The 22,454-nt window shown below is 66.6% G+C and carries 22 protein-coding genes; 11 read left to right on the top strand and 11 right to left on the bottom strand.

All coding sequences use genetic code 11. The annotated features are described in order from the left end of the window. Window positions 1-206 precede the first annotated feature (206 nt). Window positions 207-395 (top strand): hypothetical protein, encoded by a 189-nt coding sequence (locus NF876_RS05575; RefSeq protein WP_262267859.1) that lies wholly within the window; start codon window positions 207-209, stop codon window positions 393-395. Between the two features lie 110 nt (window positions 396-505). On the opposite strand, the gene NF876_RS05570 is transcribed toward NF876_RS05575, so the two are convergent. From NF876_RS05570 to NF876_RS05560, 3 genes are all read right to left on the bottom strand, one after another. Further along, window positions 506-1,003 (bottom strand): MgtC/SapB family protein, encoded by a 498-nt coding sequence (locus NF876_RS05570; protein ID WP_262267858.1) that lies wholly within the window; start codon window positions 1,001-1,003, stop codon window positions 506-508. 5 nt (window positions 1,004-1,008) lie between these two features. After that, complete coding sequence (gene topA, locus NF876_RS05565) at window positions 1,009-3,732, bottom strand: type I DNA topoisomerase (protein WP_262267857.1); 2,724 nt, start codon at window positions 3,730-3,732, stop codon at window positions 1,009-1,011. Window positions 3,733-3,869: 137 nt separating this feature from the next. Next, window positions 3,870-5,504, bottom strand: a complete 1,635-nt coding sequence (locus tag NF876_RS05560; protein ID WP_262267856.1) for an isovaleryl-CoA dehydrogenase — start codon at window positions 5,502-5,504, stop codon at window positions 3,870-3,872. 109 nt (window positions 5,505-5,613) lie between these two features. Between NF876_RS05560 and NF876_RS05555 the strand changes: the two genes are divergently transcribed. The 4 genes from NF876_RS05555 to dprA are packed head-to-tail and all read left to right on the top strand — an operon-like array spanning window position 5,614 to window position 9,666. Then, window positions 5,614-6,561, top strand: a complete 948-nt coding sequence (locus tag NF876_RS05555; protein ID WP_262267855.1) for an aspartate carbamoyltransferase catalytic subunit — start codon at window positions 5,614-5,616, stop codon at window positions 6,559-6,561. An 8-nt stretch (window positions 6,562-6,569) separates the two neighbouring features. Continuing rightward, the gene (locus tag NF876_RS05550; protein ID WP_262267854.1) at window positions 6,570-7,862 is read left to right on the top strand and encodes a dihydroorotase; all 1,293 of its coding nucleotides are present in this window, start codon (window positions 6,570-6,572) and stop codon (window positions 7,860-7,862) included. A 10-nt stretch (window positions 7,863-7,872) separates the two neighbouring features. Beyond that, window positions 7,873-8,475: a glycerol-3-phosphate 1-O-acyltransferase PlsY gene (gene plsY / locus NF876_RS05545; RefSeq protein ID WP_262267853.1), complete on the top strand. Its 603-nt coding sequence runs from the start codon at window positions 7,873-7,875 to the stop codon at window positions 8,473-8,475. A 3-nt stretch (window positions 8,476-8,478) separates the two neighbouring features. Next, window positions 8,479-9,666 (top strand): DNA-processing protein DprA, encoded by a 1,188-nt coding sequence (gene dprA, locus NF876_RS05540; protein WP_262267852.1) that lies wholly within the window; start codon window positions 8,479-8,481, stop codon window positions 9,664-9,666. A 105-nt stretch (window positions 9,667-9,771) separates the two neighbouring features. On the opposite strand, the gene NF876_RS05535 is transcribed toward dprA, so the two are convergent. Next, a complete protein-coding gene (locus tag NF876_RS05535) occupies window positions 9,772-10,014 on the bottom strand; it encodes a hypothetical protein (RefSeq protein ID WP_262267851.1) in 243 nt (80 codons plus the stop codon). A gap of 94 nt (window positions 10,015-10,108) precedes the next feature. After that, the gene (locus NF876_RS05530) at window positions 10,109-11,035 is read right to left on the bottom strand and encodes an AEC family transporter (protein ID WP_262267850.1); all 927 of its coding nucleotides are present in this window, start codon (window positions 11,033-11,035) and stop codon (window positions 10,109-10,111) included. 160 nt (window positions 11,036-11,195) lie between these two features. Between NF876_RS05530 and arfB the strand changes: the two genes are divergently transcribed. Next, entirely contained in the window at window positions 11,196-11,618 is a 423-nt protein-coding gene (gene arfB / locus NF876_RS05525; RefSeq protein WP_262267849.1) for an alternative ribosome rescue aminoacyl-tRNA hydrolase ArfB, read from the top strand. Between the two features lie 142 nt (window positions 11,619-11,760). On the opposite strand, the gene NF876_RS05520 is transcribed toward arfB, so the two are convergent. The 4 genes from NF876_RS05520 to epmA all read right to left on the bottom strand — a co-directional run bounded on the left by NF876_RS05520 (window position 11,761) and on the right by epmA (window position 14,825). Then, on the bottom strand, window positions 11,761-12,123 hold the full coding sequence (locus NF876_RS05520; protein WP_262267848.1) for a hypothetical protein: 363 nt from the start codon (window positions 12,121-12,123) through the stop codon (window positions 11,761-11,763). 115 nt (window positions 12,124-12,238) lie between these two features. Further along, window positions 12,239-12,601, bottom strand: a complete 363-nt coding sequence (locus tag NF876_RS05515; protein WP_262267847.1) for an SPW repeat domain-containing protein — start codon at window positions 12,599-12,601, stop codon at window positions 12,239-12,241. Between the two features lie 113 nt (window positions 12,602-12,714). Next, window positions 12,715-13,764 carry a lysine-2,3-aminomutase-like protein gene (locus tag NF876_RS05510; protein WP_262267846.1) on the bottom strand — a complete coding sequence of 350 codons (1,050 nt, stop codon included), beginning with the start codon at window positions 13,762-13,764 and terminating at the stop codon, window positions 12,715-12,717. Beyond that, the gene (gene epmA, locus NF876_RS05505) at window positions 13,761-14,825 is read right to left on the bottom strand and encodes an EF-P lysine aminoacylase EpmA (RefSeq protein ID WP_262267845.1); all 1,065 of its coding nucleotides are present in this window, start codon (window positions 14,823-14,825) and stop codon (window positions 13,761-13,763) included. Before epmA ends, NF876_RS05510 begins: the two co-directional genes overlap by 4 nt. A gap of 105 nt (window positions 14,826-14,930) precedes the next feature. On the opposite strand from epmA, the gene efp reads away from it, so the two are divergent. The 5 genes from efp to NF876_RS05480 all read left to right on the top strand — a co-directional run bounded on the left by efp (window position 14,931) and on the right by NF876_RS05480 (window position 19,760). Continuing rightward, window positions 14,931-15,533 (top strand): elongation factor P, encoded by a 603-nt coding sequence (gene efp / locus NF876_RS05500; protein ID WP_262267844.1) that lies wholly within the window; start codon window positions 14,931-14,933, stop codon window positions 15,531-15,533. A 140-nt stretch (window positions 15,534-15,673) separates the two neighbouring features. Then, on the top strand, window positions 15,674-16,858 hold the full coding sequence (locus NF876_RS05495) for an aminotransferase (protein WP_262267843.1): 1,185 nt from the start codon (window positions 15,674-15,676) through the stop codon (window positions 16,856-16,858). A 115-nt stretch (window positions 16,859-16,973) separates the two neighbouring features. Further along, window positions 16,974-18,089 (top strand): Ppx/GppA phosphatase family protein, encoded by a 1,116-nt coding sequence (locus tag NF876_RS05490; protein WP_373371318.1) that lies wholly within the window; start codon window positions 16,974-16,976, stop codon window positions 18,087-18,089. Next, complete coding sequence (locus NF876_RS05485; protein ID WP_262267842.1) at window positions 18,086-18,784, top strand: RlmE family RNA methyltransferase; 699 nt, start codon at window positions 18,086-18,088, stop codon at window positions 18,782-18,784. Before NF876_RS05490 ends, NF876_RS05485 begins: the two co-directional genes overlap by 4 nt. 40 nt (window positions 18,785-18,824) lie before the next feature. Beyond that, entirely contained in the window at window positions 18,825-19,760 is a 936-nt protein-coding gene (locus NF876_RS05480) for a Gfo/Idh/MocA family protein (RefSeq protein ID WP_262267841.1), read from the top strand. A gap of 118 nt (window positions 19,761-19,878) precedes the next feature. Here the strand turns inward: NF876_RS05480 and NF876_RS05475 are convergent, their stop codons facing one another. Together NF876_RS05475 and NF876_RS05470 are read right to left on the bottom strand one after the other, a co-directional pair. Next, window positions 19,879-20,736 carry a dienelactone hydrolase family protein gene (locus NF876_RS05475; protein WP_262267840.1) on the bottom strand — a complete coding sequence of 286 codons (858 nt, stop codon included), beginning with the start codon at window positions 20,734-20,736 and terminating at the stop codon, window positions 19,879-19,881. A gap of 63 nt (window positions 20,737-20,799) precedes the next feature. Then, window positions 20,800-22,236, bottom strand: a complete 1,437-nt coding sequence (locus tag NF876_RS05470) for a DHA2 family efflux MFS transporter permease subunit (protein ID WP_262267839.1) — start codon at window positions 22,234-22,236, stop codon at window positions 20,800-20,802. Between the last annotated feature and the right edge of the window lie 218 nt (window positions 22,237-22,454).

The raw sequence follows: 22,454 nt of genomic DNA, 5'->3' as shown, positions 1-22,454 counted from the left end.
CACTATTTCTCATTCCGTTTTTATACGAGAACAAAACGGAAACGGGAAGGGCGGTTGTCACGAAAAGGGGACAAATGTTCAATCAGGTTAGGCCGTAAAGGTTACCAACGTTTGCCTCTAAAGAATGTCTTCCGGCTGTCATGCGGAACTGTTTAAATTCCATTCACGTTGAATGGTTAAGCATGAGCTTAGCAGGAGAAACGGACGTGACGACGCGGACGAGCTTGGGACCGGCGCAGAAGCTTCATTTGGACCGCGCGGCACGCAATGCCGGCGAGGCCTTCGCGTTCGACGAGCCGGATGTCACGCGCACGGCCCACCGCTCCTACGGGTCGAGCCTGATCTGGCTCTCCATGGCGGCCGTGGCTGTTCTGGGCCTCGGGCTCGTCTTCTAGCGCATCGGACGGAAAAGTGGACCCGGTTTTCCGGCTCTTCCGATGCGCTGGCCAAGAGAGGGAGCCTCGGATCAATCCCAAAAGTGGTGTCCACTTTTGGGTCCGAGGCTCTAATCGTCCTCATCGGCGTCTTCGCTCCGGCCGAAGACGCGGATCAGGATTTCCTCCATCCGCTTGCCGAACGTCAGAAGAAACAGGGTCACCAGGGTGCCCGTCACCGTGATGAACCAGGCGCCCAGGCCTGCCGTCACGCCGAGGCCCGCCGCAATCCAGACAGTCGCTGCCGTCGTCAAACCCTGCACCTGCATCTGGTCACGACCGCGGAGAATCGCGCCGGCGCCCAGAAAGCCTAGGCCGGTCATGATGCCTTGGACGACGCGGCTGACCGCGTCCTGACCGAAGTGCAGGCCCTCATAGACCGAGCCGGACAGAATCACGAGGGCGGCCCCCAGGGCCACGAGGCCGAGCGTGCGCATCCCGATCGGCTTGTTGTGGATGTCCCGGTTGATACCCACCACCATGCCGGCGATGGCTGCGCCGCACAGGCGCAGCATCATCTCGATCTGGTCGTCATATTCGACCGACAGCCAGGACAGCCACTCCCGCATCGGGATCAGCCTGCCTTGGCGGTCTTCTTGGCTGGGGCCTTCTTGGCCGCCGGGCTCTTTGCCGCCGGCGTCTTGGCCGCCGCCTTTTTCGCCGCCGTCTTGGGAGCGGCTTTCTTGGCCGCAGACTTCTTGGCCGCAGGTGCCTTGGCGGCCGCCTTCTTGGCCGGGGCCCTGCGGCCGCGGGCGGCCTTCTTCGACGGAGCGGCGGCGCGACGGACCTTCAGAAGCTCGACGGCCTCGTCCAGAGTCACCGCATCCTGGGCCATCGTCCGAGGCAGGGTGGCGTTGGTCTCGCCGTCGGTCACGTAGGGGCCGAAGCGTCCCGCCTTGACCACGATGGGCTTGCCGGATTCCGGATCGTCGCCCAGCGCCCGGCCAGGATCGCCCGCCCCGCGTCGGGCCCCTCCGCCGCCGCTCTCCTTGGTGACGATCAGGTCGATGGCGCGGTTGGCCCCGATCTCCAGCACGTCGTCGCCGGGCCCGAGATTGGCGTAGGTCTTGCCGTGCTGAACATAGGGCCCGTAGCGGCCGATGCTCGCCAGAATCGGTTCGCCCGATTCCGGATGGGTCGCCACCTGCCGCGGCAATGCCAGCAGCTTCAGGGCCTTCTCCAGATCGACGAGCGCCGGCGACAGGCCCTTGGGCAGGGACGAGCGCTTGGGCTTCTCGCCTTCGCCGAGCTGCACGAAGGGACCGAACCGACCGTCGCGCAGGGTGACGTCCAGACCCGTCTCGGGATCGGTGCCCAGCACCTTCACGCCAGGCTGCCCGCCGTTCTCCGACGAGCCGTCGCCTTCGCCTTCCACGCCGCTGGCGGCAAGCTGTCGGGTGTACTTGCACTCCGGGTAGTTCGAGCAGCCGATGAAGGCGCCGAACTTGCCGAGCTTCAGCGAGAGCTGGCCGGTGCCGCAGGTCGGGCAGGTGCGCGGGTTGGATCCATCACCCTTGTCCGGAAAGATGTGCGGCCCGAGAAGCTCGTTGAGGGCATCGAGCACTTCCGTGGTGCGCAGCTCCTTGGTCCCGCCGATGGCGGCCGAGAAATCGCGCCAGAAGTCGCGCAGCACCTGCTTCCAGTCGATCTCCGAATTGGAGATCCGGTCGAGCTGCTCCTCGAGGTCCGCCGTGAAGTCGTATTCCACGTAACGGCGGAAGAAGCTTTCCAGGAACGCCGTGACGATCCGGCCCTTGTCCTCGGGCACGAGCCGCTTCTTCTCGATCCGCACGTATTCCCGGTCGCGCAGGGTCTGGAGCACGGCCGCGTAGGTCGAGGGGCGTCCGATGCCGAGCTCCTCCATGCGCTTCACGAGAGAGGCCTCCGAGTAGCGGGGCGGCGGCTCGGTGAAGTGCTGGGAGGCGTTGATCCGGCGGCGCTCCAGAGGATCGCCCGCCTTCATCGGGGGAAGACGTCCCTCGTCCTCGTCGCCCTCGTCGTCCTTGCTCTCGTTGTAGAGCGTGAGGAAGCCGTCGAACTTGATCACCTGGCCGGTGGCGCGAAGGTCGAGCTTGCGCGGCCCGACCCGGGCGGCGATGTCGGCCGTGGTGCGCTCGAGCTCGGCCGATTCCATCTGGCTCGCCACGGTGCGGGTCCAGATCAGGTCGTAGAGACGGGCCTGCTCGGGCTCCAGGTACTTGGCCACAGCCTTCGGCAGACGGCCCATGTCCGTCGGCCTGATGGCCTCGTGGGCCTCCTGGGCGTTCTTGGCCTTGGTCGAGTACTTGCGCGGGGCGCCGGGAACGTAGCGCTCGCCGTATTCCTTGCCGATCACCCGGCGGGCCGCCTGGACGGCTTCGGGCGCCATGTCCACCCCGTCCGTTCGCATATAGGTGATGAGGCCGACCGTCTCGCCCCCGATATCGACGCCTTCGTAGAGACGCTGCGCGATGCGCATGGTCTGGGCCGGCGCCAGGCCGAGCTTGCGGGAAGCCTCCTGCTGCAGGGTCGAGGTCGTGAAAGGCGGATACGGATGGCGCTTGGCCGGCTTGGCCTCGATGTTGGCCACCGAGAAGGTCGCCAGCTCCAGGTCCTTCTTGAAGGCTTCCGCGTCCTTGCCGTTGCCGATGTCGAGGCGCTGGATCTTCTTGCCGTCGGCGCCGACGAGCCGCGCGTCGAACACTCCGCCGTCCTTCGTCGCCAAGGTGGCGATCAGCGACCAGTATTCCCTGGGCTTGAAGGTCTCGATCTCGAGTTCCCGGTCGCAGACGAGGCGCAGGGCCACCGACTGCACGCGGCCGGCCGAGCGGGCCCCCGGCAGCTTGCGCCAGAGGACCGGCGAGAGGGTGAATCCCACGAGGTAGTCCAGGGCCCGGCGGGCCAGATAGGCGTCGACGAGCGCCTGGTCGATCTCGCGCGGCTGGCGCAGGGCGGCCTGGACGGCATCCTTGGTGATGGCGTTGAAGGTCACCCGCTCGACGGGCAGGTCCTTGAGGGCGCGCTTCTCGCGCAGGGCTTCCAGGACGTGCCAGGAAATGGCCTCGCCCTCGCGGTCGGGGTCGGTGGCCAGGATGAGCTTCTCGGCCCCCTTGATCGCCTTGGCGATATCGGAGACGCGCTTCGAGCCCCGGTCTTCGAGCGTCCAGATCATGCGGAAATCGTCATCCGGGTCGACCGAGCCGTCCTTGGCGGGCAGATCGCGGATATGCCCGAAGGAGGCCAGGACCTCGTAATCCTTGCCGAGATATTTGTTGATCGTCTTGGCCTTCGCAGGCGACTCGACGACGAGGACTTTCATGAACGACTTCCTAAAAGCGGGAGCAGGCGGACGCCCTGTCTCCAGGGCAGATGCGCCGGTCAGCCCTTGGCCAGCGCAGGGCGGGATAAGTGGTAGATGATCGCCGACAAGTCAAATCGGACTTGTACGGATGTTTCCTATATGGCCACGAATGCCCGCTCCAGCAAGGGATTCACCGCTCCTCCCAGGTCGTTGGCGCCGATCATCCGCGACGGAACGGCAAGGCGGGTCAGGGCATAGACCTCGGCGATGTCCGGCGGTGCGGACCGGGTCAGGGCCGCGGCGGCGGCCAGGACGAAAAGCCGTTCGGCCACGAATCTGGCCTTCGCCTCCGCGTCGGTGGATTGCAGGGCCAGGACGATGTCCCGGGCCGCATCCGAGGCGCCCGGGAGATCGCCGGCATCCTTCATCAGGCGCTCGAGAACGGAGGCGGCGACCTCGGGCTCCCGGTTCTCGGCGCGCAGGATGTCGAGGGCGATCACGTTGCCGGAGCCCTCCCAGATCGCGTTGACCGGCGCCTCGCGATAGAGCCGGGGCAGGGCGCTCTCCTCCACGTAGCCGTTGCCGCCGAGGCACTCCATGGCCTCGTAGAGGAGCCGCGAGGCAGCCTTGCAGATGCCGAACTTGGCCGCCGGGGTCACCAGACGGGCAAAGGCGGCCTCGCGGCTGTCCGCCTGCCGGAGGTCGAAGCTGTCGGCCACCCGCAATGCGAGGGCCGTCATGGCCTCGCTCTCCAGGGCGAGGTCGGCGAGCACCATGCGCATGGCCGGCTGGTCGACGAGCCGCTTCTGGAACACGCTGCGGTGCCGGACGTGGTGGGCGGCGAGGGCCAGTCCCATCCGGACGAGCCCGGCCGAGGCCACGGCGCAATCGAGCCGGGTCAGCTGCACCATGTCGATGATGGTGCGCACCCCGCGACCCTCCTCGCCGATCCGCCAGCCGAAGGCCTCCTGGAACTCGACCTCGGAGGAGGCGTTCGAGCGGTTCCCGAGCTTGTCCTTCAGCCGTTGCAGCCGCAGGGCGTTGAGGGAGCCGTCAGGCCGGAAGCGGGGGGCGAGGAAGCAGGTGAGCCCGCCGGGCGCCTGGGCGAGCACGAGGAAGGCGTCGCACATGGGGGCCGACATGAACCACTTGTGACCGGTCAGCTCGTATTCGTCTCCGGCTTTGGGTTCGGCGCGGGTCGTGTTCGCCCGGACGTCGGTGCCGCCCTGCTTCTCGGTCATGCCCATGCCAAGCGTGACGGCCTGCTTCTCCCAAAAGGGGATGAAGCGGGAATCGTATGCGCGCGAGCGGATTTTCGGCAGCCACTCGGCGAGCCGGTTCGGCGAGGCGGCGAGCGCCGCGACCGACGCATGGGTCATGGTGATGGGGCAGACATGCCCGCTCTCGACGCCTGCCGCCGTATGGAGCCGCGCGGCCCGCGCCACATGGGCATGGCCGGTCCGGGGCTCGTCCCAGGTCGAGGCGTGCAGGCCGTCCTCCATGCTGGCCCGCATGAGCAGGTGATAGGCCGGGTGGAACTCCACCGCGTCGATCCGGTAGCCCCGCGAATCATGGGTGTGCAGCTTGGGCGGGTTCTCGTTGGCGAGCCGGCCGATGTCGAGCCGCTCCGCCGATCCCCAGGCCGCGCCGAAGTCCAGGAGCCGCTCTCCCTCCATGCCGACGCCGCTGGCCGTCAGGGCGTCGAGCAGGGGCCGGTTGGCGGCGATCAGGTTCACGTCGCCGAACGGGGGCGGCTGATTGATGACCTCGTGGGTCTCGAACGCGTGCATGGTGACCGCCCTTCGGCACAATCCCTGATGATTCTAGGGTTGAAGCGCGTCCCGCGTAGAGACCCTGCTTGCGGCGGTTTCCCGGAGCGCCTATAGCCATCGCTTTAAGATGACTGACGCCCCCCGATCCGTTTTTCCCCACCGGCATCTCCTCGGCATCGAGGGGCTGTCTCCCCTGGACATTCAGGCGCTGCTCGATCTGGCCGACGAACAGGTCGAGGTGAGCCGCCAGATCGAGAAGAGCAAGTCGACCCTCAGGGGCCGGACGCAGATCAACCTGTTCTTCGAGGCCTCCACCCGCACCCAATCGTCCTTCGAGATCGCCGGCAAGCGGCTGGGCGCCGACGTGATGAACATGCAGGTGGCCTCCTCCTCGGTGAAGAAGGGCGAGACCCTCATCGACACGGCCGTGACCCTGAACGCCATGCGGCCCGACATCATCGTCGTGCGCCACCATGCGGCCGGCGCGGTGCATCTTCTCGCCCAGAAGGTGGATTGCGCGGTGGTCAATGCGGGCGACGGCGCCCACGAGCATCCGACGCAAGCTCTGCTCGACGCTCTCACGATCCGCCGCAACAAGGGACGGATCGAAGGCCTGACCGTGGCGATCTGCGGCGACATCCTGCATTCCCGCGTCGCCCGCTCCAACATGATCCTGCTCGCCGCCATGGGAGCGCGGGTGCGCCTCGTGGCGCCCTCGACCCTGCTGCCGCCCGGGATCGCCCGGCTCGGGTTCGAAACCTTCACCAGCATGGAGAAGGGGCTCGAGGATGCGGACATCGTTATGATGCTGCGCCTGCAGCGCGAGCGCATGAACGGGTCCTTCGTCCCCTCCGTGAAGGAGTATTTCCGCTTCTACGGCCTCGATCAGGAAAAGCTTGCCTTCGCGAAGCCCGATGCGCTGGTGATGCATCCCGGCCCCATGAACCGGGGCGTGGAGATCTCGTCGGACGTCGCGGACGGCGCGCAGTCGCTCATCCGCGAGCAGGTCGAAATGGGCGTCGCCGTGCGCATGGCGGTGCTGGAGGCTCTGGCGAGCCATCTGCCGAACCGGTGAGGCGCGTCATGAGCAACCAACCCATCCTCTTCAAGAACGCCCGTCTCATCGATCCCGCCCGCGACCGCGAAGAGCGGGGAGGCGTGCTGGTGCGCGACGGCCTGATCCAGGCGGTCGGACCGCAGGTGAGGGAGGCTTCCGACGCGCAGGTGATCGATTGCGGCGGGCAGGTGCTGGCGCCTGGCCTCATCGACATGCGCGCCTTCATCGGCGAACCCGGAGGGCCGTACCGCGAGACGCTCAAGAGCGCCGGCGAGGCGGCGGCGGCCGGCGGCGTGACCACGGTCGTGTCCATGCCCGACACCAGCCCTGCGCTCGACGATCCGGCCGTCATCGATTTCATCGTGCGCCGCGCACGGGACACCTCCATGGTCAATATCCGCCCCGCGGCGGCCCTGACGAAAGGGCTCGAGGGGCGGGAGATGGTCGAAATCGGCCGCCTCAGGGAGGCCGGCGCGATCGCTTTCACGGACGGTGCCCGCTCGGTCACGAACGCCCAGGTGATGCGGCGGGCCCTCACCTATGCGGGCGATTTCGACGCGCTGATCATCCATCACGTCGAGGATCCCGACCTCGTCGGGCAGGGGGTGATGAACGAGGGCGAGTTCGCCTCGCGGCTGGGGCTCCCGGGCATCCCGCGGGAGGCCGAGACGGTGATGCTCGAACGTGACGTCCGGCTCGTGCGCCTCACGGGCGGGCGTTACCACGCGGCGATGATCTCCTGCGCCGATTCGGCCGAGATCATGCGCCATGCGAAGGATCGGGGGCTGCCGGTGACCTGCGGGGTCTCGATCAACCATCTGGCGCTCAACGAGAACGATATCGGCGATTACCGCACCTTCCTGAAGCTCTCGCCGCCCCTGCGCCACGAGGACGACCGCCAGGCCGTGATCGACGCCCTGGCCGACGGGACCGTCGACGTGATCGTCTCCGACCACAATCCACAGGATGTGGAAAACAAGAGGCTGCCCTTCGCCGAGGCGGCCGACGGGGCCGTGGGGCTGGAAACGCTGCTCTCGGCGGCCCTTCGGCTCGTCCATTCGGGCCGGCTTTCCCTTCCGAGGCTGCTGCGGGCCATGTCCTTGAGGCCCGCTGAAATCCTGGGACTTCCGGCCGGCCGGCTTTCGGCGGGCGCTCCGGCCGATCTGTTCGTCTTCGATCCGGACGCGCCCTACGTGCTCGACAAGCGCCACCTCAGGTCCCTGTCCAAGAACACACCCTTCGACGAGGCGCGGCTGGAGGGGCAGGTCTCGACCACGATGGTTGCGGGCAGGGTGGTCTTTCGGCGCGATACGATGTAACGAGAAGAGAATGTCCGACGAAGTCAACCTCCTCCACCTGCTGGCCGCCCTGCTCTTCGGCTATCTTCTGGGCTCGATTCCGTTCGGCCTGATCTTCACCCGCATGGCCGGCCTGGGCGACGTGCGCAAGATCGGCTCCGGGAATATCGGCGCCACCAACGTGCTGCGCACGGGCCGCAAGGGTCTCGCCGCGGCGACGCTCGTAGCCGACGCCCTCAAGGGCACGATCCCGGTGGTGATCGCCGCGCAGTGGGGGCCGCAATTTGCGACGGTCGCCGCCCTCGGCGCCTTTCTGGGCCACCTTTTTCCCGTCTGGCTCGGGTTCAAGGGCGGCAAGGGCGTGGCCACCTTCATCGGCGTGCTGATCGGCCTGAAGCCGCTGGCGGCGCTCATCTTCTGCCTGATCTGGCTCGGAGTGGCATTCGCCTCCAAGTACTCCTCGCTCTCCGCTCTGATCGCCAGCGCGGCCACCCCGGTCGTCCTGTGGCTGCTGGGCGAGCCCGGCATGGCCGGGATGGCGGTCATCCTCGTGGCGCTGCTGTGGTGGAAGCACAGCCAGAACATCAGCCGCCTTCTGGCCGGGACAGAAGGCAAGATCGGCCAGAAGGGATAATCCATGATTCTCACGGATGAGCAGCGGCTCGATTGGCTTCGCCTCATCCGCTCAGAGAAGGTCGGGCCGCGCACCTTCCGCGCGCTGATCAACCAATACGGGGGCGCCGCCGGCGCCCTGGAGGCCTTGCCCGATCTCGGACGTCGCAGCGGAAGCCCGGGCCTGAAGGTCTGCACCCGGGCGGAGGCCGAGACGGAGATGGCCGGGGCGGCGCGCCTCGGCGTCCGCTTCATCGCCATGGGCGAGCCCGATTACCCGAAGACCCTTCAGGCCGTGGACACCGCGCCGCCGCTGATTGCGCTCCGGGGTTCGGCCGGGATTCTGGCCAAACCTTCGGTCGCCGTCGTGGGATCGCGCAACGCGTCCGCGTCGGGCCTCACCTTCGCTGAGCGCCTGGCGCGGCAGCTCGGCGAAGCCGGCTATTCGGTCGTGTCGGGCCTGGCGCGCGGCGTCGACACGAGGGCCCACAGAGCGAGCCTGGCAACCGGCACCGTCGCGGTGCTGGCCGGCGGACATGACCGGATCTACCCGGTTCAGAACGCACCGCTCGTCGAGACCATCGTGGAGCAGGGCGGGGCCGTGCTATCCGAGATGCCCATGGATTGGGAGCCTCGCGGGCGGGACTTTCCGCGCCGCAACCGGATCGTGTCGGGCCTCTGCTACGGCGTGGTGGTCGTCGAGGCGGCGCGGCGCTCGGGTTCTCTTATCACGGCCCGGTTCGCCCTGGAGCAGGGACGCGAGGTCTTCGCCGTGCCGGGTTCACCCCTCGATCCCCGGGCGGAGGGAACGAACGATCTGATCCGCGAAGGTGCCACCCTGTGCGCCAGCGTCGAGCATGTGACGAGCGTCCTGGAGCCGCTGATCGCATCCGGCCCCCGCCTCGATCAAGGTGCGGAGGAGCCGATCCATCTCCTTGGTTCGGAAGAGCTCTGGGACGAGCTGGATCTTCCCGACGTCCTCCGAGCGCCCGTGCGCCCGATCATGCCCGAGGCCGGGGCGGACGATGCAACCGGTGACGTCCAGTCCGACCTGGTGGCGTTTCTCGGCCCTTCGCCGGTGACGGTCGACGATCTGGTCCGGCAATCCGGCCTGTCGATCCGCAACGTTCAGATGGCTCTCCTCGAACTTGAGATCGCCGGACGGCTCGAGCGGCACGGCGGCAACGCGGTCTCGTTAATCACCAGCCCCTAGCGCATCGATCCCGAAAGTGGGGCCACTTTTGGAATCGATGCTTCAGGCTGTTGTTTTGGAGCATCTTTGCACGCAAAACCGGTCCCCACTTTTGCGCCCGATGCTCTAGCGGTCCTCGCCGGGAGCCTCGCGAACGCGGACGGCCTCCAATCGGGCCATGTCCAGCAGGTAGGCCAGGAGATCGAGCTTCGCCTCTCGGGCGAGGGAAGAGAGCACGGCGGAAAACTCCGAAATGTACTCGGCCGTCTCGGTGACCGACATCTCCGGCCGGCCCGCATCGGCCGCCTGGCCTCCAGGCTGTTCGTTCGCCAGGGAGGGGAGGAAGGATCGGTGCGGAGGTTTGGCCATCGATGCCGACGCTGTCTCTATGTTTCACTGGCTCTAGATAGCAGCACAACCAAAAATAAGACAAGGCCGTTTCATTAATCTGCAAGTTGTATCATCAACCGAGCCCTGAAATCAGGAGTGGCATCGAGATCCGGGCCAGCAGGGTCTGCAGGGTCAGGATCTCGGCCATGAGGCCTGCATTGCCGCCCATCTGCCGTGCCAGCACGAAGGCGGCGCTGGCCGAGGGTACGGACGATGCGACGATGGTCACCGTCAGGTCGTTGCCTTCCACGCCGATGAAACCCGCGTAGGCGACGGCCATCACCGGCATCAGGACGAGCTTCAGGCCGGCTGTCAGCAGGTGCGGGATTCCGGGACGGGCGAGCCTGCGGATGTCGAGGCCCGCGCCGACGATCAGCAGACCGGCCGCGAGCGCCGCGCGCCCCATGACGTCGATATACGCGGCCAGAGGCTTGGGCAGCGGCGGCACCAGGACGTTCAGCAGAAGGCCGATGGCGCAGGACCAGATGAACGGATTGGTGACGAACGAGCGCAAGATGTCCCAAGGGCTTTGCTTGGGCCTGCCGGCGAAACGGATGAAGACGTAGAAGGCGAGCAGGTTGAGGAGCGGCACCATGGCCGCGATGGCAACTGCGATCAGGGCGATCCCCCGCTGGCCGTAGAGACTTCCCGCGACCGCCAGCCCGACGAAGGTGTTCCAGCGGGTCGCGCCCTGGAAGATCGACGTGAAGCTCGGGCCGTCGATCCCGAGCCCGCGTTCGAGGATGGGGCGCAGCCCCAGGACCAGCACGGCCATGGTCAGGATGGCGCCGACCAGCGCACCGCCGACACCGAGGACGGGGACCGAGGTCAGATCGGCCCGGGAGAGGGTGTCGATGATGAGGGCCGGGAAGAAGATCACATAGGTGACCCGCTCGAGACCGGCCCATTGCGGCTCGCTGACGAAATTCGTCACCCGGCAGAGCCATCCGGTGGCGATGATCAGGAAGGTGGGGATCAGGCTGGCGAGAATGGCAGACATGGAGAGCCATGGGAGAGGCCGGACCTTGCGATCCGGAAAAGCGGGGTGCATGAGGCGCTTAAGACGTCTCGAGCCCATCGACAAGCGCCGGATAAGCTTGCATTGGAATTCCGCTCCGATGCTCCACTTGTCCTAATCCGCGTCCGGTCCGAGGCCCTTGATGATCCAGGTGACGAATTCCATTGCCCTCGACGAGGCGGAACTCCAGGAAAGCTTCATTCGCGCGTCCGGACCGGGAGGCCAGAACGTCAACAAGGTCGAGACCGCGGTCCAGTTGCGCTTCGACGTCCGCCACTCTCCTTCGCTGCCGGATTTCGTGAAGGAGAAGCTGGAACGGCTTGCCGGGAAGCGCATGACCAACGACGGTGTTCTCGTGATCACGGCCCAACGCTTCCGCAGTCAGGACCGCAACCGCGAGGATGCGGTCGCGCGTCTGGTCGAACTGATCCGGCAGGCGACGGAGCGCCCCAAGCCGCGCCGGCCCACCCGCCCGACCCTGGCTTCGAAGAAGCGCAGGCTCGAGGCGAAAGGGCGGCGGTCCGAGATCAAGAAAGGGCGCAGCGGGAAGCCGGGCTTCGACTAGAGCATTTTCCGGTGAAGTGGATCCGGTTCACCGTCAGAAAATGCGGCTAGGCAAAGACAAGAGATGATTCCACGTGAGTGGAAGCAGCTCTAGACCATCGGACCCAAGAGAGGATTCACTTTTGCGTCCGGTGCTCGAGCCGTCATCCCTGAAGGACGATGCCGCCGAATCCGAGCAGGTCGGCGAAGACGGCCAGCACCACGCCCAGGCCGACCAGGCCGAGACCGGTCAGAAAGTACCGGACCGAGCGGTTGTACCGCTTGAGCTGGAGCGACGAGACAAGGAGCAGGTCGGCCAGGGCCTTGACCTGAAGGGTCAAGCCGACCGTGATCAGCGCGACCGACACCAGATCCGAATGGGCCCATTCGCCGGGCAGCGCCGACCAGCGGCTCAGAAAACTCAGAGAGAATCCGACGACCACGCCGATCGCCGTGATCGAGCCGTTGCGGAATGTGGAATCGACGCGCTGGTGCTCTTCGGCCGGCTTGGCCGCATCGTTCGCCATCGTCGGGCTCCGCCTCCGGCAGGTTCCGATGAACCCGCTTCGCGGCGATCTTAGCGTACTTTCCCGCGAGGGTCCTCCCGCGACGGCCGAACCGGGTCTCAGCCGTAGTCGCGGGTCACGCCGATTTCCGTCGTTCCGGCGACGGGCTTCGTCGTGAGGGCGACGGCGATCTCGAACACGCCGAGGATGAGACGGGGCCAGGACACCTGATCGGCAAAGCCGAAGAGCCAGGGGAGGCCGCCAGAAGCAGTCCGCCGGCCGCGTCGACCCCAAGATGAGCCCGCATGGGGATCAGCCGTCCCAGCGACAGCTCGTCGTCCGTCATGGGGCTCGTGACCAGGATGGCCGCCCCGAGGATCATGGGCACCCATTGGGCCGGCCCATTGTCGGCGAAGCCGAGCAGGAAGGGCGCCATGGTCAGGGCGAGCCCGGTCGGGCAGTCGATGGCAGCGTGGATACGGGTCGGGATGAAAGGCATGAATGAACGATCCTCATCCGGCATGGCCGCGCAGGTGCAAGGGCGCGGCAGTCAAAGCACGCCCGCCTGGAATGTTCCCGGGTTGAACGGATAAGTCTATGAATGGACTTATGTTATCGGTCCGGCGGATAGGTGTGCTCGCGGCCCCTGTAGTCCGAGACCGAGTAGCAGCCCTCTCGGCCCTGGATCGCATCGGGACCGATGACCGCCTTGCCGTGACCGCCCGGGATGTCGAGGATGTAGGTCGGCTGGCACAGCCCCGAGATTCGACCTCGCAGACCGGCGACGAGGGCCCGGCCTTCCTCGATCGTCAGGCGGAAGTGGCTCGTCCCGGGGGCAAGGTCCGGATGATGCAGGTAATAGGGCTTTACCCTCGTCTCCACGAAGGCGCGCATGAGGGCCGCGAGCGTATCGGGATCGTCGTTGACCCCTCTCAGCAGCACGGACTGGCTGATCATGACGATGCCTGAATCGACGAGCCGCGCGCAGGCGGCCCGGGCCTCGGCCGTCAGCTCGCGCGGGTGATTGGCGTGAAGGGCCACGTAGGTTGTCTTGCTGCTCGCCTTCAGGGCCGCGATCAGGGCTTGGTCGACCCGCTCCGGCTCGACCACGGGCACGCGGGTATGGAAACGAACGATCTTCACGTGATCGATGGCGGAAAGCCGCTCCATGATCTCCGTGAGACGACGAGGGGACAGAACCAGCGGATCTCCCCCGGTCAGGATGACCTCCCAGATCTCCGGGTTGCCGGCGATATAGGCGAAGGCTCGGTCCATGGCGTCCGGCGACAGGGTGCCGAGCCCCTGGGGCCCGACCATTTCGCGGCGGAAGCAGAAGCGGCAATAGACCGGGCAGACATGCACGGCCTTGAGCAGAACACGGTCCGGGTAGCGGTGAACGATGCCTTCGACGGGGCTGTGCGAAAGATCGCCGATCGGATCGGCACGCTCGTCCGGCATGATCGTCAGTTCGGCTGCATCCGGCACGAACTGACGGGCGATCGGGTCCTGCGGATCGCCCCGGTCGATCAGCGCGGCCATGGCGGGGCTGATCGCGATCGCGTAGCGCTCGGCCACGGCTTCGATCGCCGCGCGCTCGTCCGGACCGACGAGGCCTGCCTCGGTGAGTTCGACAGGGGTGCGGATGGGGCGGATCGCGTTCAACGGCCCGTCTCCGGCACGGGCGCCCAGAGCACCTGGTCGATGCGCGCGGCCCCGGTGGCGAGCATCACGAGGCGGTCGAAGCCAAGAGCAATGCCGCTCGCCTCGGGCATTCGGGCCAGCGCTGCCAGGAAATCCTCGTCCACCGGATAGCTCTCGCCGTAGATTCGCATTTTTTCCGCCATTGCCGCCTCGAAGCGCCGCCGCTGCTCGGCCGCGTCCGTCAGTTCGCCGAAAGCGTTGGCGAGTTCGACCCCGCAGGCATAGAGCTCGAACCGCTCCGCCACCCGCCGGTCGCGGGCGCTCGGGCGGGCGAGGGCCGCTTCCGCGACCGGGTACTCGTCCAGGATCGTGGCGCGACCGAGGCCGAGATGGGGCTCGACACGCTCCACGACGACGCGGCTGAACAGGTCCGCCCAGGTGTCGTCCCCGGCCACCCGAATGCCCGCCGCCTTCAGGCCGGCGGCCAGGTGGTCCCGATCCGTCGCGCCGCTCGCGTCGATGGAGGCGAGGAGGTCGATTCCGGCGAAGCGGTCGAACGCCTCGGCCACGCTCAGGCGCTCCGGCTCACGGAACGGATCGGCCTCGCGGCCGCGCCAGGCGAGGGTGCGGGTGCCGGCGGTTTCCGCCGCCAGGCGCAGGATCTCTACGCAGTCGCGCATGAGAGCCTCATAGCCTTCGCCTGCGCGGTACCATTCGAGCATGGTGAATTCCGGATGATGCAGGGGGCCGCGTTCCCGGTTCCGGTAGACATGGGCGAAGCAGGCGATGCGGGTCTCGCCGGCCGCCAGGAGCTTCTTGCAGGCGAATTCCGGAGAGGTGTGCAGGTAAAGGGGCGCCCGCGAGCCGTCGAGGCCGACGGCCTCCGTGACGAAGGCGTGAAGATGCGCCTCGTTGCCCGGCGAGGTCTGGAGCGTGGCCGTGTCGACTTCCACGAAATCCCGTGAGGCGAAGAACGCCCGGACGCCGGCCTGGATCCGGTTCCTGCTCAGAAGGAAGGGCCGGCGGTCCGCATGGACGTGGGGCGTCCACCAGGGAGAGGGGGAAGGTACGGGTCGATCCATTCCAGAGGGCTCATCAAGGTCGGACTGGCGATTTTCGCGAAGATAGGCTACTGCGGCTCGGAAAACCGGTTTCGGTGCTCCTGAAGGCTCGGCGACCCGACCCTCATGACGCGCCCCTATCTGTCACAAGGAAAGCTTCCCGTGAAGGTCATCGCCTCAACGCTCCGCAAAGGCAACGTCGTCGACATCGACGGCCGACTCTATGTGGTTCTCACCGCTCAGAATATCCACCCCGGCAAGGGAACGCCGGTCACCCAGCTCGACATGCGCCGCATCTCCGACGGCGTGAAGGTGTCCGAGCGCTACCGCACCACCGAGCAGGTCGAGCGGGCCTTCGTGGAGGACCGCGAGCACACCTTCCTCTACGAGGACGGCGAGGGGTTCCATTTCATGAACCCGGAGACCTACGACCAGGTGACCGTGCCCGAGGACATCATCGGCGACCAGAAGGCCTATCTCCAGGAAGGCATGGCCGTGATGCTCTCGACCCATAACGGTGTTGCCATCGCCATCGAGCTGCCGGCCCGCGTCACCCTCGAGATCACCGACACGGAGCCGGTGGTCAAGGGTCAGACCGCGTCGTCGTCCTACAAGCCCGCCATGCTGTCCAACGGCGTGCGCACCCTGGTGCCGCCCCACATCACGGCCGGCACCCGCGTCGTGATCATGACGGAAGACGGTTCCTACGTGGAGCGTGCGAAGGACTGATCCTTCGCTCCTGGCCTCGTGGCCGGCATCCGCCGGCCGAGGAGGCAGGCGGACCAATCAGGTCTTGAAGGGCAGGACGTTTGGGTGAACCCTCACCGGACATCCTGCCCTTTTCTCTTTTGTCGGAATCGGATGGCCTCATGACCCGCGGTCTCGCGAACCCCATCAACCCTCTCGTCGCCGATGTCGGCTCTCCGCCGATTCCCGAGGCTCAGGCCTGGACGAAGCGCTATGACGGCTCCCTGGGTCCGCTGATCAACCTGTCGCAGGCCGTCCCGGGCAATCCGCCCCATGCCGAGCTGCTCGCCCGGATGGGGGCTGCCGCGGGCTCTGCGGCCGGCTCGCAATATGGGCCGATCAATGGGGACGCGGATCTGCGACAGGCCTACGCGGCGGATCTTTCCCGCTTGTACGAGGGCCGGATCGGGCCCCAGGACACGGCGGTGACCGCCGGCTGCAACATGGCGTTCTTCGCCGCCATGATGCTGCTCGCCCGCCAGGGCGACGCGGTGCTCCTGCCGACGCCCTGGTACTTCAACCACCAGATGACGCTCGACATGCTCGGCATCGAGCCGCGCCCGCTGCCGTGCCGGGCGGAGAACGGGTTCGTGCCCCGGGTGGAGGATGCGGAGCCCCTGCTCGACGGGACGGTTCGGGCCATCGTTCTCGTCACGCCCAACAATCCCACCGGCGCCGTTTATCCCGCGCATGTGATCGAAGGCTTCGCACAGCTCTGCGCCAGACGCGGCATTTATCTCGTGATCGACGAGACTTATCGGGACTTCCTGCCGCAGGGCATGAACCGCGCGCACGGTCTGTTCATTGGCGAGGAATGGCGCAACACGGTGATCCAGCTCTATTCCTTCTCGAAATCCTACGCGATCCCGGGTCATCGCACGGGAGCCATCACGGCCGATGCCCCGCTCATCGACCAGATCGCCAAGATACTCGACTGCATCCAGATCTGCGCGCCCCGGACGGCCCAGGCTGGGCTGCCCTGGGCCATCGACGCCCTGCGCGACTGGCGCGAGGACAACCGGGCCGAGATCAACCGGCGTGCACAGGTTTTTCAGGAGGCGCTCGCGCCGCTGCCGGAATGGAAAATCGAGTCGGTCGGGGCCTATTTCGCGTATCTGCGTCACCCGTTCCCGCAGGCCAAGGCCCAGCAGGTTGCGGAGAAGCTTGCGACGGAGCGAGGGGTCCTGTGCCTGCCGGGGAGCTATTTCGGGCCCGGTCAGGAAGGACATCTGCGCGTTGCCATCGCCAATGTCGGAGCCGATGTCCTGAAGGGACTCACGGATCGGTTCAAGGAGTTCCGGCTCTGACCGTCCCGGAAGGGGTAGGGTACAATCTGCGGCGGCTGCCCTTGGCAGGAGCGCACGGCGATGGTTACTCTCTTGATCGAATACGGCGTCCGATCGGGACGCCCGGGGATTCGTTTTGACCGTCAAAGTGGACGCGACAGCAGAACCAGGAGACCGACATGCGGACCCGCTGAACGGGTCCGCAAACGGCGCCTCCTTGGTCGCGGAGCGTCCCGCGCCGGCCCGGACCGGTACGCGCCGGCGGTCTTCGAAAAGCTACGCCGCGCTCGATCTCGGCACGAACAATTGCCGCCTTCTCATTGCGGAACCGGCCCATTTCGGCTTTCGCGTCGTCGACGCGTTCTCGCGCATCGTCCGGCTCGGCGAAGGCCTCGGCCTCGGCAACCGCCTCAGTGACGACGCCATCGCCCGTACGCTCGACGCCCTGCGCGTGTGCCGCGAGAAGATGGCCGCGAAGGACGTCACGCGGGCGCGCCTCGTCGCCACGGAGGCGTGCCGTCTCGCCGAGAACGGCCCGTCCTTCATCGAGCGCGTGCGCGACGAACTCGACCTCGATCTCGAGATCGTCGACCGCAAGACCGAAGCGTATCTGGCCGTGACCGGATGCGCGTCCCTGGTCGATCCCAAGGCGCATTCCGTCATCGTGTTCGACATCGGTGGCGGATCGACGGAAATCGCCTGGCTCGACGGTCAGGCGCCGCATGCCTTCGCGGATCCCTGCAAGCGGATCCGCGCCTGGGATTCGCTTCCCGTGGGCGTCGTGACCCTGGCCGAGCGCTGGGGCGGCATCGATGTGACGCCGGAAACCTTCGAGGGCATGGTCGAAGAGGTGTCCGATCTTCTGCTCGATTTCGCCCTGGTGGCGGCGCAGGCGGGACGGGCCCGGCATTTCCACCTCCTCGGGACCTCGGGAACCGTCACCACGGTCGGCGGCATTCATCTGGGACTCGCGCGCTACGACCGGCGCCGCGTCGACGGAATGTGGATGCGCAACGGCGAGATCTCGACAGTGATGCAGCGTCTGCTGCATTCGGACTTCACGCAGCGGGCCGAGAATCCCTGCATCGGCAGGGAGCGCGCCGATCTGGTTCTCGCGGGCTGCGCCATCTTGGAAGCGATCCGGCGGGCATTCCCGTCGGAGCGCCTGCGCATTGCGGATCGCGGATTGCGCGAAGGAATTCTGATGAAGATGATGCGAGAGGATTTCGTGTGGCGAGGGGGGCAGCGGTGAGCGCCAAAGCGGGATCCGGGACCCGCAATCTCAAGCAGCGCGTGAAGACCGCCCACAAGCGGACGCTTTCCTCGCAGAAGTGGCTCGAACGCCAGCTCAACGACCCTTACGTCGCGCGCGCGAAGCGCGAGGGCTATCGATCGCGCGCGGCCTTCAAGCTCCTGGAGATCGACGAGAAGTACCATCTCCTCAAGCCCGGCCAGCGCATCGTGGACCTCGGCGCCGCGCCCGGCGGCTGGTCGCAGATCGCCGCCACGAAGGTCGGCCCGAAGGGAAAGGTGGTCGGCATCGATCTTCTGCCGATCGACCCCATGCCGGGCGTCGAGTTCATCCAGCTCGACTTCCTGGACGAGAGCGCTCCCGGCCGGCTGATCGAGATGCTCGGCGGTCCGGCGGACATCGTCATGTCGGACATGGCGGCCAATACCACCGGCCACAAGAAGACCGATCACCTGCGCATCATCGGCCTCGCGGAAGCGGCGATCTATTTCGCCCGCGAGATCCTGGCGCCGGGCGGCGCCTTCGTGGCCAAGGTGTTCCAGGGGGGCACCGAGAACCAGCTGCTGGCCGATCTCAAGCGGGATTTCGCGGTCGTGCGCCACGTGAAGCCGGCGGCGAGCCGTGCCGACTCGGCGGAACTCTACGTGATGGCGACCGGTTTCCGGGGGCGGGCCGACGGGACGCCCGCCGCCTGACGGGTCTTGCCCGGGGCCTGATTTCGCAAAGGACACGACCATGGCAGCGCACCAGATCGGCATTATCGGCCTCGGCAAGATCGCACAGGATCAGCATCTGCCGGTCATCAAGGCCAACCCGGACTTCGAGCTCCTGGCCGTCGCGAGCCAGCGCGGGCTGCAGCCGGACGAGGCGAAGTACAGCTTCCAGGATTACCGGGACCTCCTGAAGATCCCCGAAGTGGAGGCGGTGGCGATCTGCACGCCGCCGCAGGTCCGCCACCAGATTGCCCGCGAGGCGCTCCTGGCGGGCAAGAGCGTGCTGCTCGAAAAGCCGCCGGCCGCCACCTTGAGCGAGCTCGAGGACCTGAAGGAGCTCGCCGCCAAGGTGGGGAAGGTCGTGTTCACCACCTGGCATGCCCAGTACAACAAGGCCGTCGAGGAGGCCAAGAAGGCCCTCGCCGGATGGACGATCAAGCGCCTTCTCGTGACCTGGAAGGAGGACGTGCGCCACTGGCATCCGGGCCAGCAATGGATCTGGCAGCCGGGGGGCTTCGGCGTGTTCGATCCCGGCATCAACGCGCTCTCCATCGTCACCCGCATCATGCCCGAGCCGGTCTTCATCAAGGCTTCGGATCTCGAATTCCCGGCCAACCGCGACGCGCCGATCGCCGCCCATCTGACGTTCTCCATGAGCCACGGACAGGGGGACCTGCAGGCCGTGTTCGACTGGCGCCAGACCGGACCGCAGACCTGGGACATCGAGGTCGAGACGGAAGCGGGCCTGAGCCTCAAGCTCTCCCATGGCGGCAGCTGCCTGGAGATCGGCGGCCGGCAGGTGGTGCAGGAGGAGCCGGCGGAATATCAGGGGATCTACCGACGCTTCGACGAGTTGCTGAACGCCCGCCAGTCCGAGGTGGACGACGCGCCTTTCCGCCTCGTGGGCGATGCCTTCATGATCGGCAGGCGGGTTCAGGTCGAGGCCTTCGAGGACTGATCGGGCGACCCGTCTGTCATCACGGGCCCTGTGCCAGTGGTCCCGGTCGATCGAGGCGCCGCGTTCTTCAGGATCGGGATGGCCGGGACAAGCCCGGCCATGACGGGAAGGGGAACGCTTACGCCAGGCTCTTCTTCAGGAAACCGATCGTCCGGCTCCAGGCCAGGTCGGCGGCTTCCTTGTTGTAGCGGGCGGCCCCGGTATCGTTGTTGAAGGCGTGGTTGGCCCCCTCGTAGACGTAGATCTCGTAGGTCTTGCCCGCCTGCTTCAGAGCCGCCTCGTAGGCCGGAATGCCGGCATTGATGCGCTCGTCCAGTCCGCCGTAATGCAGCATCATGGCGGCGTTGATCCTCGGCACGTCCTCGGCCTTGGGCTGTCCGCCGTAATACGCCACGCCTGCATTGAGGTCCGGCTCGTTGACCGCCAGGTTGTTCACCGCGCCGCCGCCCCAGCAGAAGCCGATGGCTCCGACCTTGCCGTTGCTGTCCGGGCGGCCTTTCAGATAGGCCACGGCCGCCTTGCCGAAGGCGATCACGTCCGGCTGCTTCAACTGGCCGATCATCTCGCGGCCTTTGTCCTCGTCGGCCGGGGTCCCGCCCATGGGCGAGAGACAGTCGAGGCCGAGCGCCACGAAGCCCTGGGTGGCGACCCGGCGGGTCACGTCCTTGATGTGCGGGTTGAGCCCGCGGTTCTCATGAATGACGATCACGGTCGGCAGCTTGCCGGTGGCGTCCTTCGGCCTGACGAGATAGCCCTTCAGCCCCGGGACGCCCGGGATGTCCACGGTTTCCGTCGTGATCCGCGGGTCGCTCTCATCGACGGTCTGAGCCTGCGCGTAGTTGCTCTGCAGGACCGACAGGAGGGTCGTCGCGGCGGCGGTACTGCCGGCCAGGGCGGCGAGCTTGTCGAGGAAGTTGCGGCGGCTCATGCCGCCATGGGTGAAGTCGTCGTAGAGATCGATGATGCGTTGATCCATGCGGGCCTCCCGAAGGGCCGGATTGGTCCGGCGCCTTTATTCCCAACCGGAAGGTAGCGCGGCCTAGCGTCCCGACATACCGTCTCCGAGACCCGTGGAGGCAGGTTTCTCCTTCACAATCTTGTGTCCCGACATCTCGGCGCCGGCGGTCGGCGACAGGCCGATGAAGACGAAGCCGGCGAGAGCCGACACGGTCGCGACGGCCCAGAACGCCGGGCCGAAATCCGCCGCCGTGATCGTGGCGTCGCCGTCGAGGCTGGCCGCCGTCTCCAGCACGAAGGCCCCGAAGGCGACGCCGATGCTCAGCGAAACCTGCTGGAGGGCGCTCGACAGGCTCGTGGCGTAGCTCATCTCCCGGTTGGAGATTTCCGCATACCCGATGGCGTTGAGGCTGGTGAACTGGAGCGAGCGGAAGCAGCCGCCGACCAGCAGGATGATCATGATCAGCCAGTGAGGCGTCTCCGGGGTGAAGAAGCCGTTGGCGGCGACGAAGGCCGCCCCGATGAACGCGTTGACGATCAGGAGCCGGCGAAACCCCGTCCGCTCCAGGATGCGTTTCGCCATGGTCTTCATGAACAGGGCGCCGACCGCCGCGATGAAGGTGAGCGATCCGGACGCGAGCGGGCTGAGACCGAAGCCCACCTGGAGCATCAGCGGCAGCAGGAACGGGATCGCCCCGATGCCGACCCGGAACAGGAAGCCGCCGACCACGCTGATGCGGAAAGTCGGGATTTTCAGGAGCCTGAGTTGCAGGACCGGGTAGGGGGTCCGCCGGGCATGGAAGACGTAGAGGACGAGGCAGATCGCGCCGATCACCACGCAGCCGGTCGAGATCCCGGCCGGAATGAGATGCCGGCCGCCCGAGGCGAAGCCGAGCATGAGCAGGGCGAACCCGAAGCCGGAGAGCAGGAACCCGATCACGTCGAGGGGCGGCGTGTCCTCCTCCCTGATGTTCGGCACGTAGATCGTCGCCAGGACGATGCCGAGGATCCCGATGGGGATGTTGATGAAGAAGATCCACCGCCAGTGGAAATAGGTGGTGATGAAGCCACCGAGCGGCGGGCCCACGATGGGGCCGACCAGGGCCGGGATCGTCAGGGTCGCGAGGGCCTGAACCACCTCGCTGCGGGCGACGCTGCGCAGCAGAACGAGGCGGCCCACGGGAACCATCATGGCGCCGCCGGCCCCCTGGATGAACCGGGCGATGACGAACCATTCCAGGGAATTGGCGCCCGCGCAGGCGAGCGATCCCGCCATGAAGACCCCGATGGCCGCGGTGAAGATCGTCCGGGCCCCGTACTTGTCGGCCATCCAGCCGGAGATCGGGATGAAGATCGCAAGGCTCACCAGATAGGAGGTCAGGGCAAGCTTGAGGGCGATCGGATCCGTCCCGAGGCTCTGCGCGATCATCGGCAGCGACGTGGAGATGACGGTCGAATCCGTGTTCTCCATGAACAGGGCAGTCGCGATGATCAGCGGGAGAAGGCGGGATTCACGCATGACTCGCAGGACCTAGCGCATCGTGCGGAAAAGTGGATCCGATTTTTCCGCGGAAACGATGCGCTGCTTAAAAAATGAGCATCGAATCGATCCCGAAAGTGGTCGCCACTTTCGGGTCGGATGCTCTAGCGCCCGGCAACCCCGTTGCAAAGAGCGAAATCGCGCAGAGCAGGTCTACGGGGGAAGCGCCTCTTCGACCCTTTGCGAATTGACAAGCC

The sequence above is a fragment of the Microvirga yunnanensis genome (assembly GCF_025460875.1).
The sequence above is the reverse complement of the archived record's forward strand: the minus strand, read 5'-3'. Positions and strand labels throughout refer to the sequence as shown.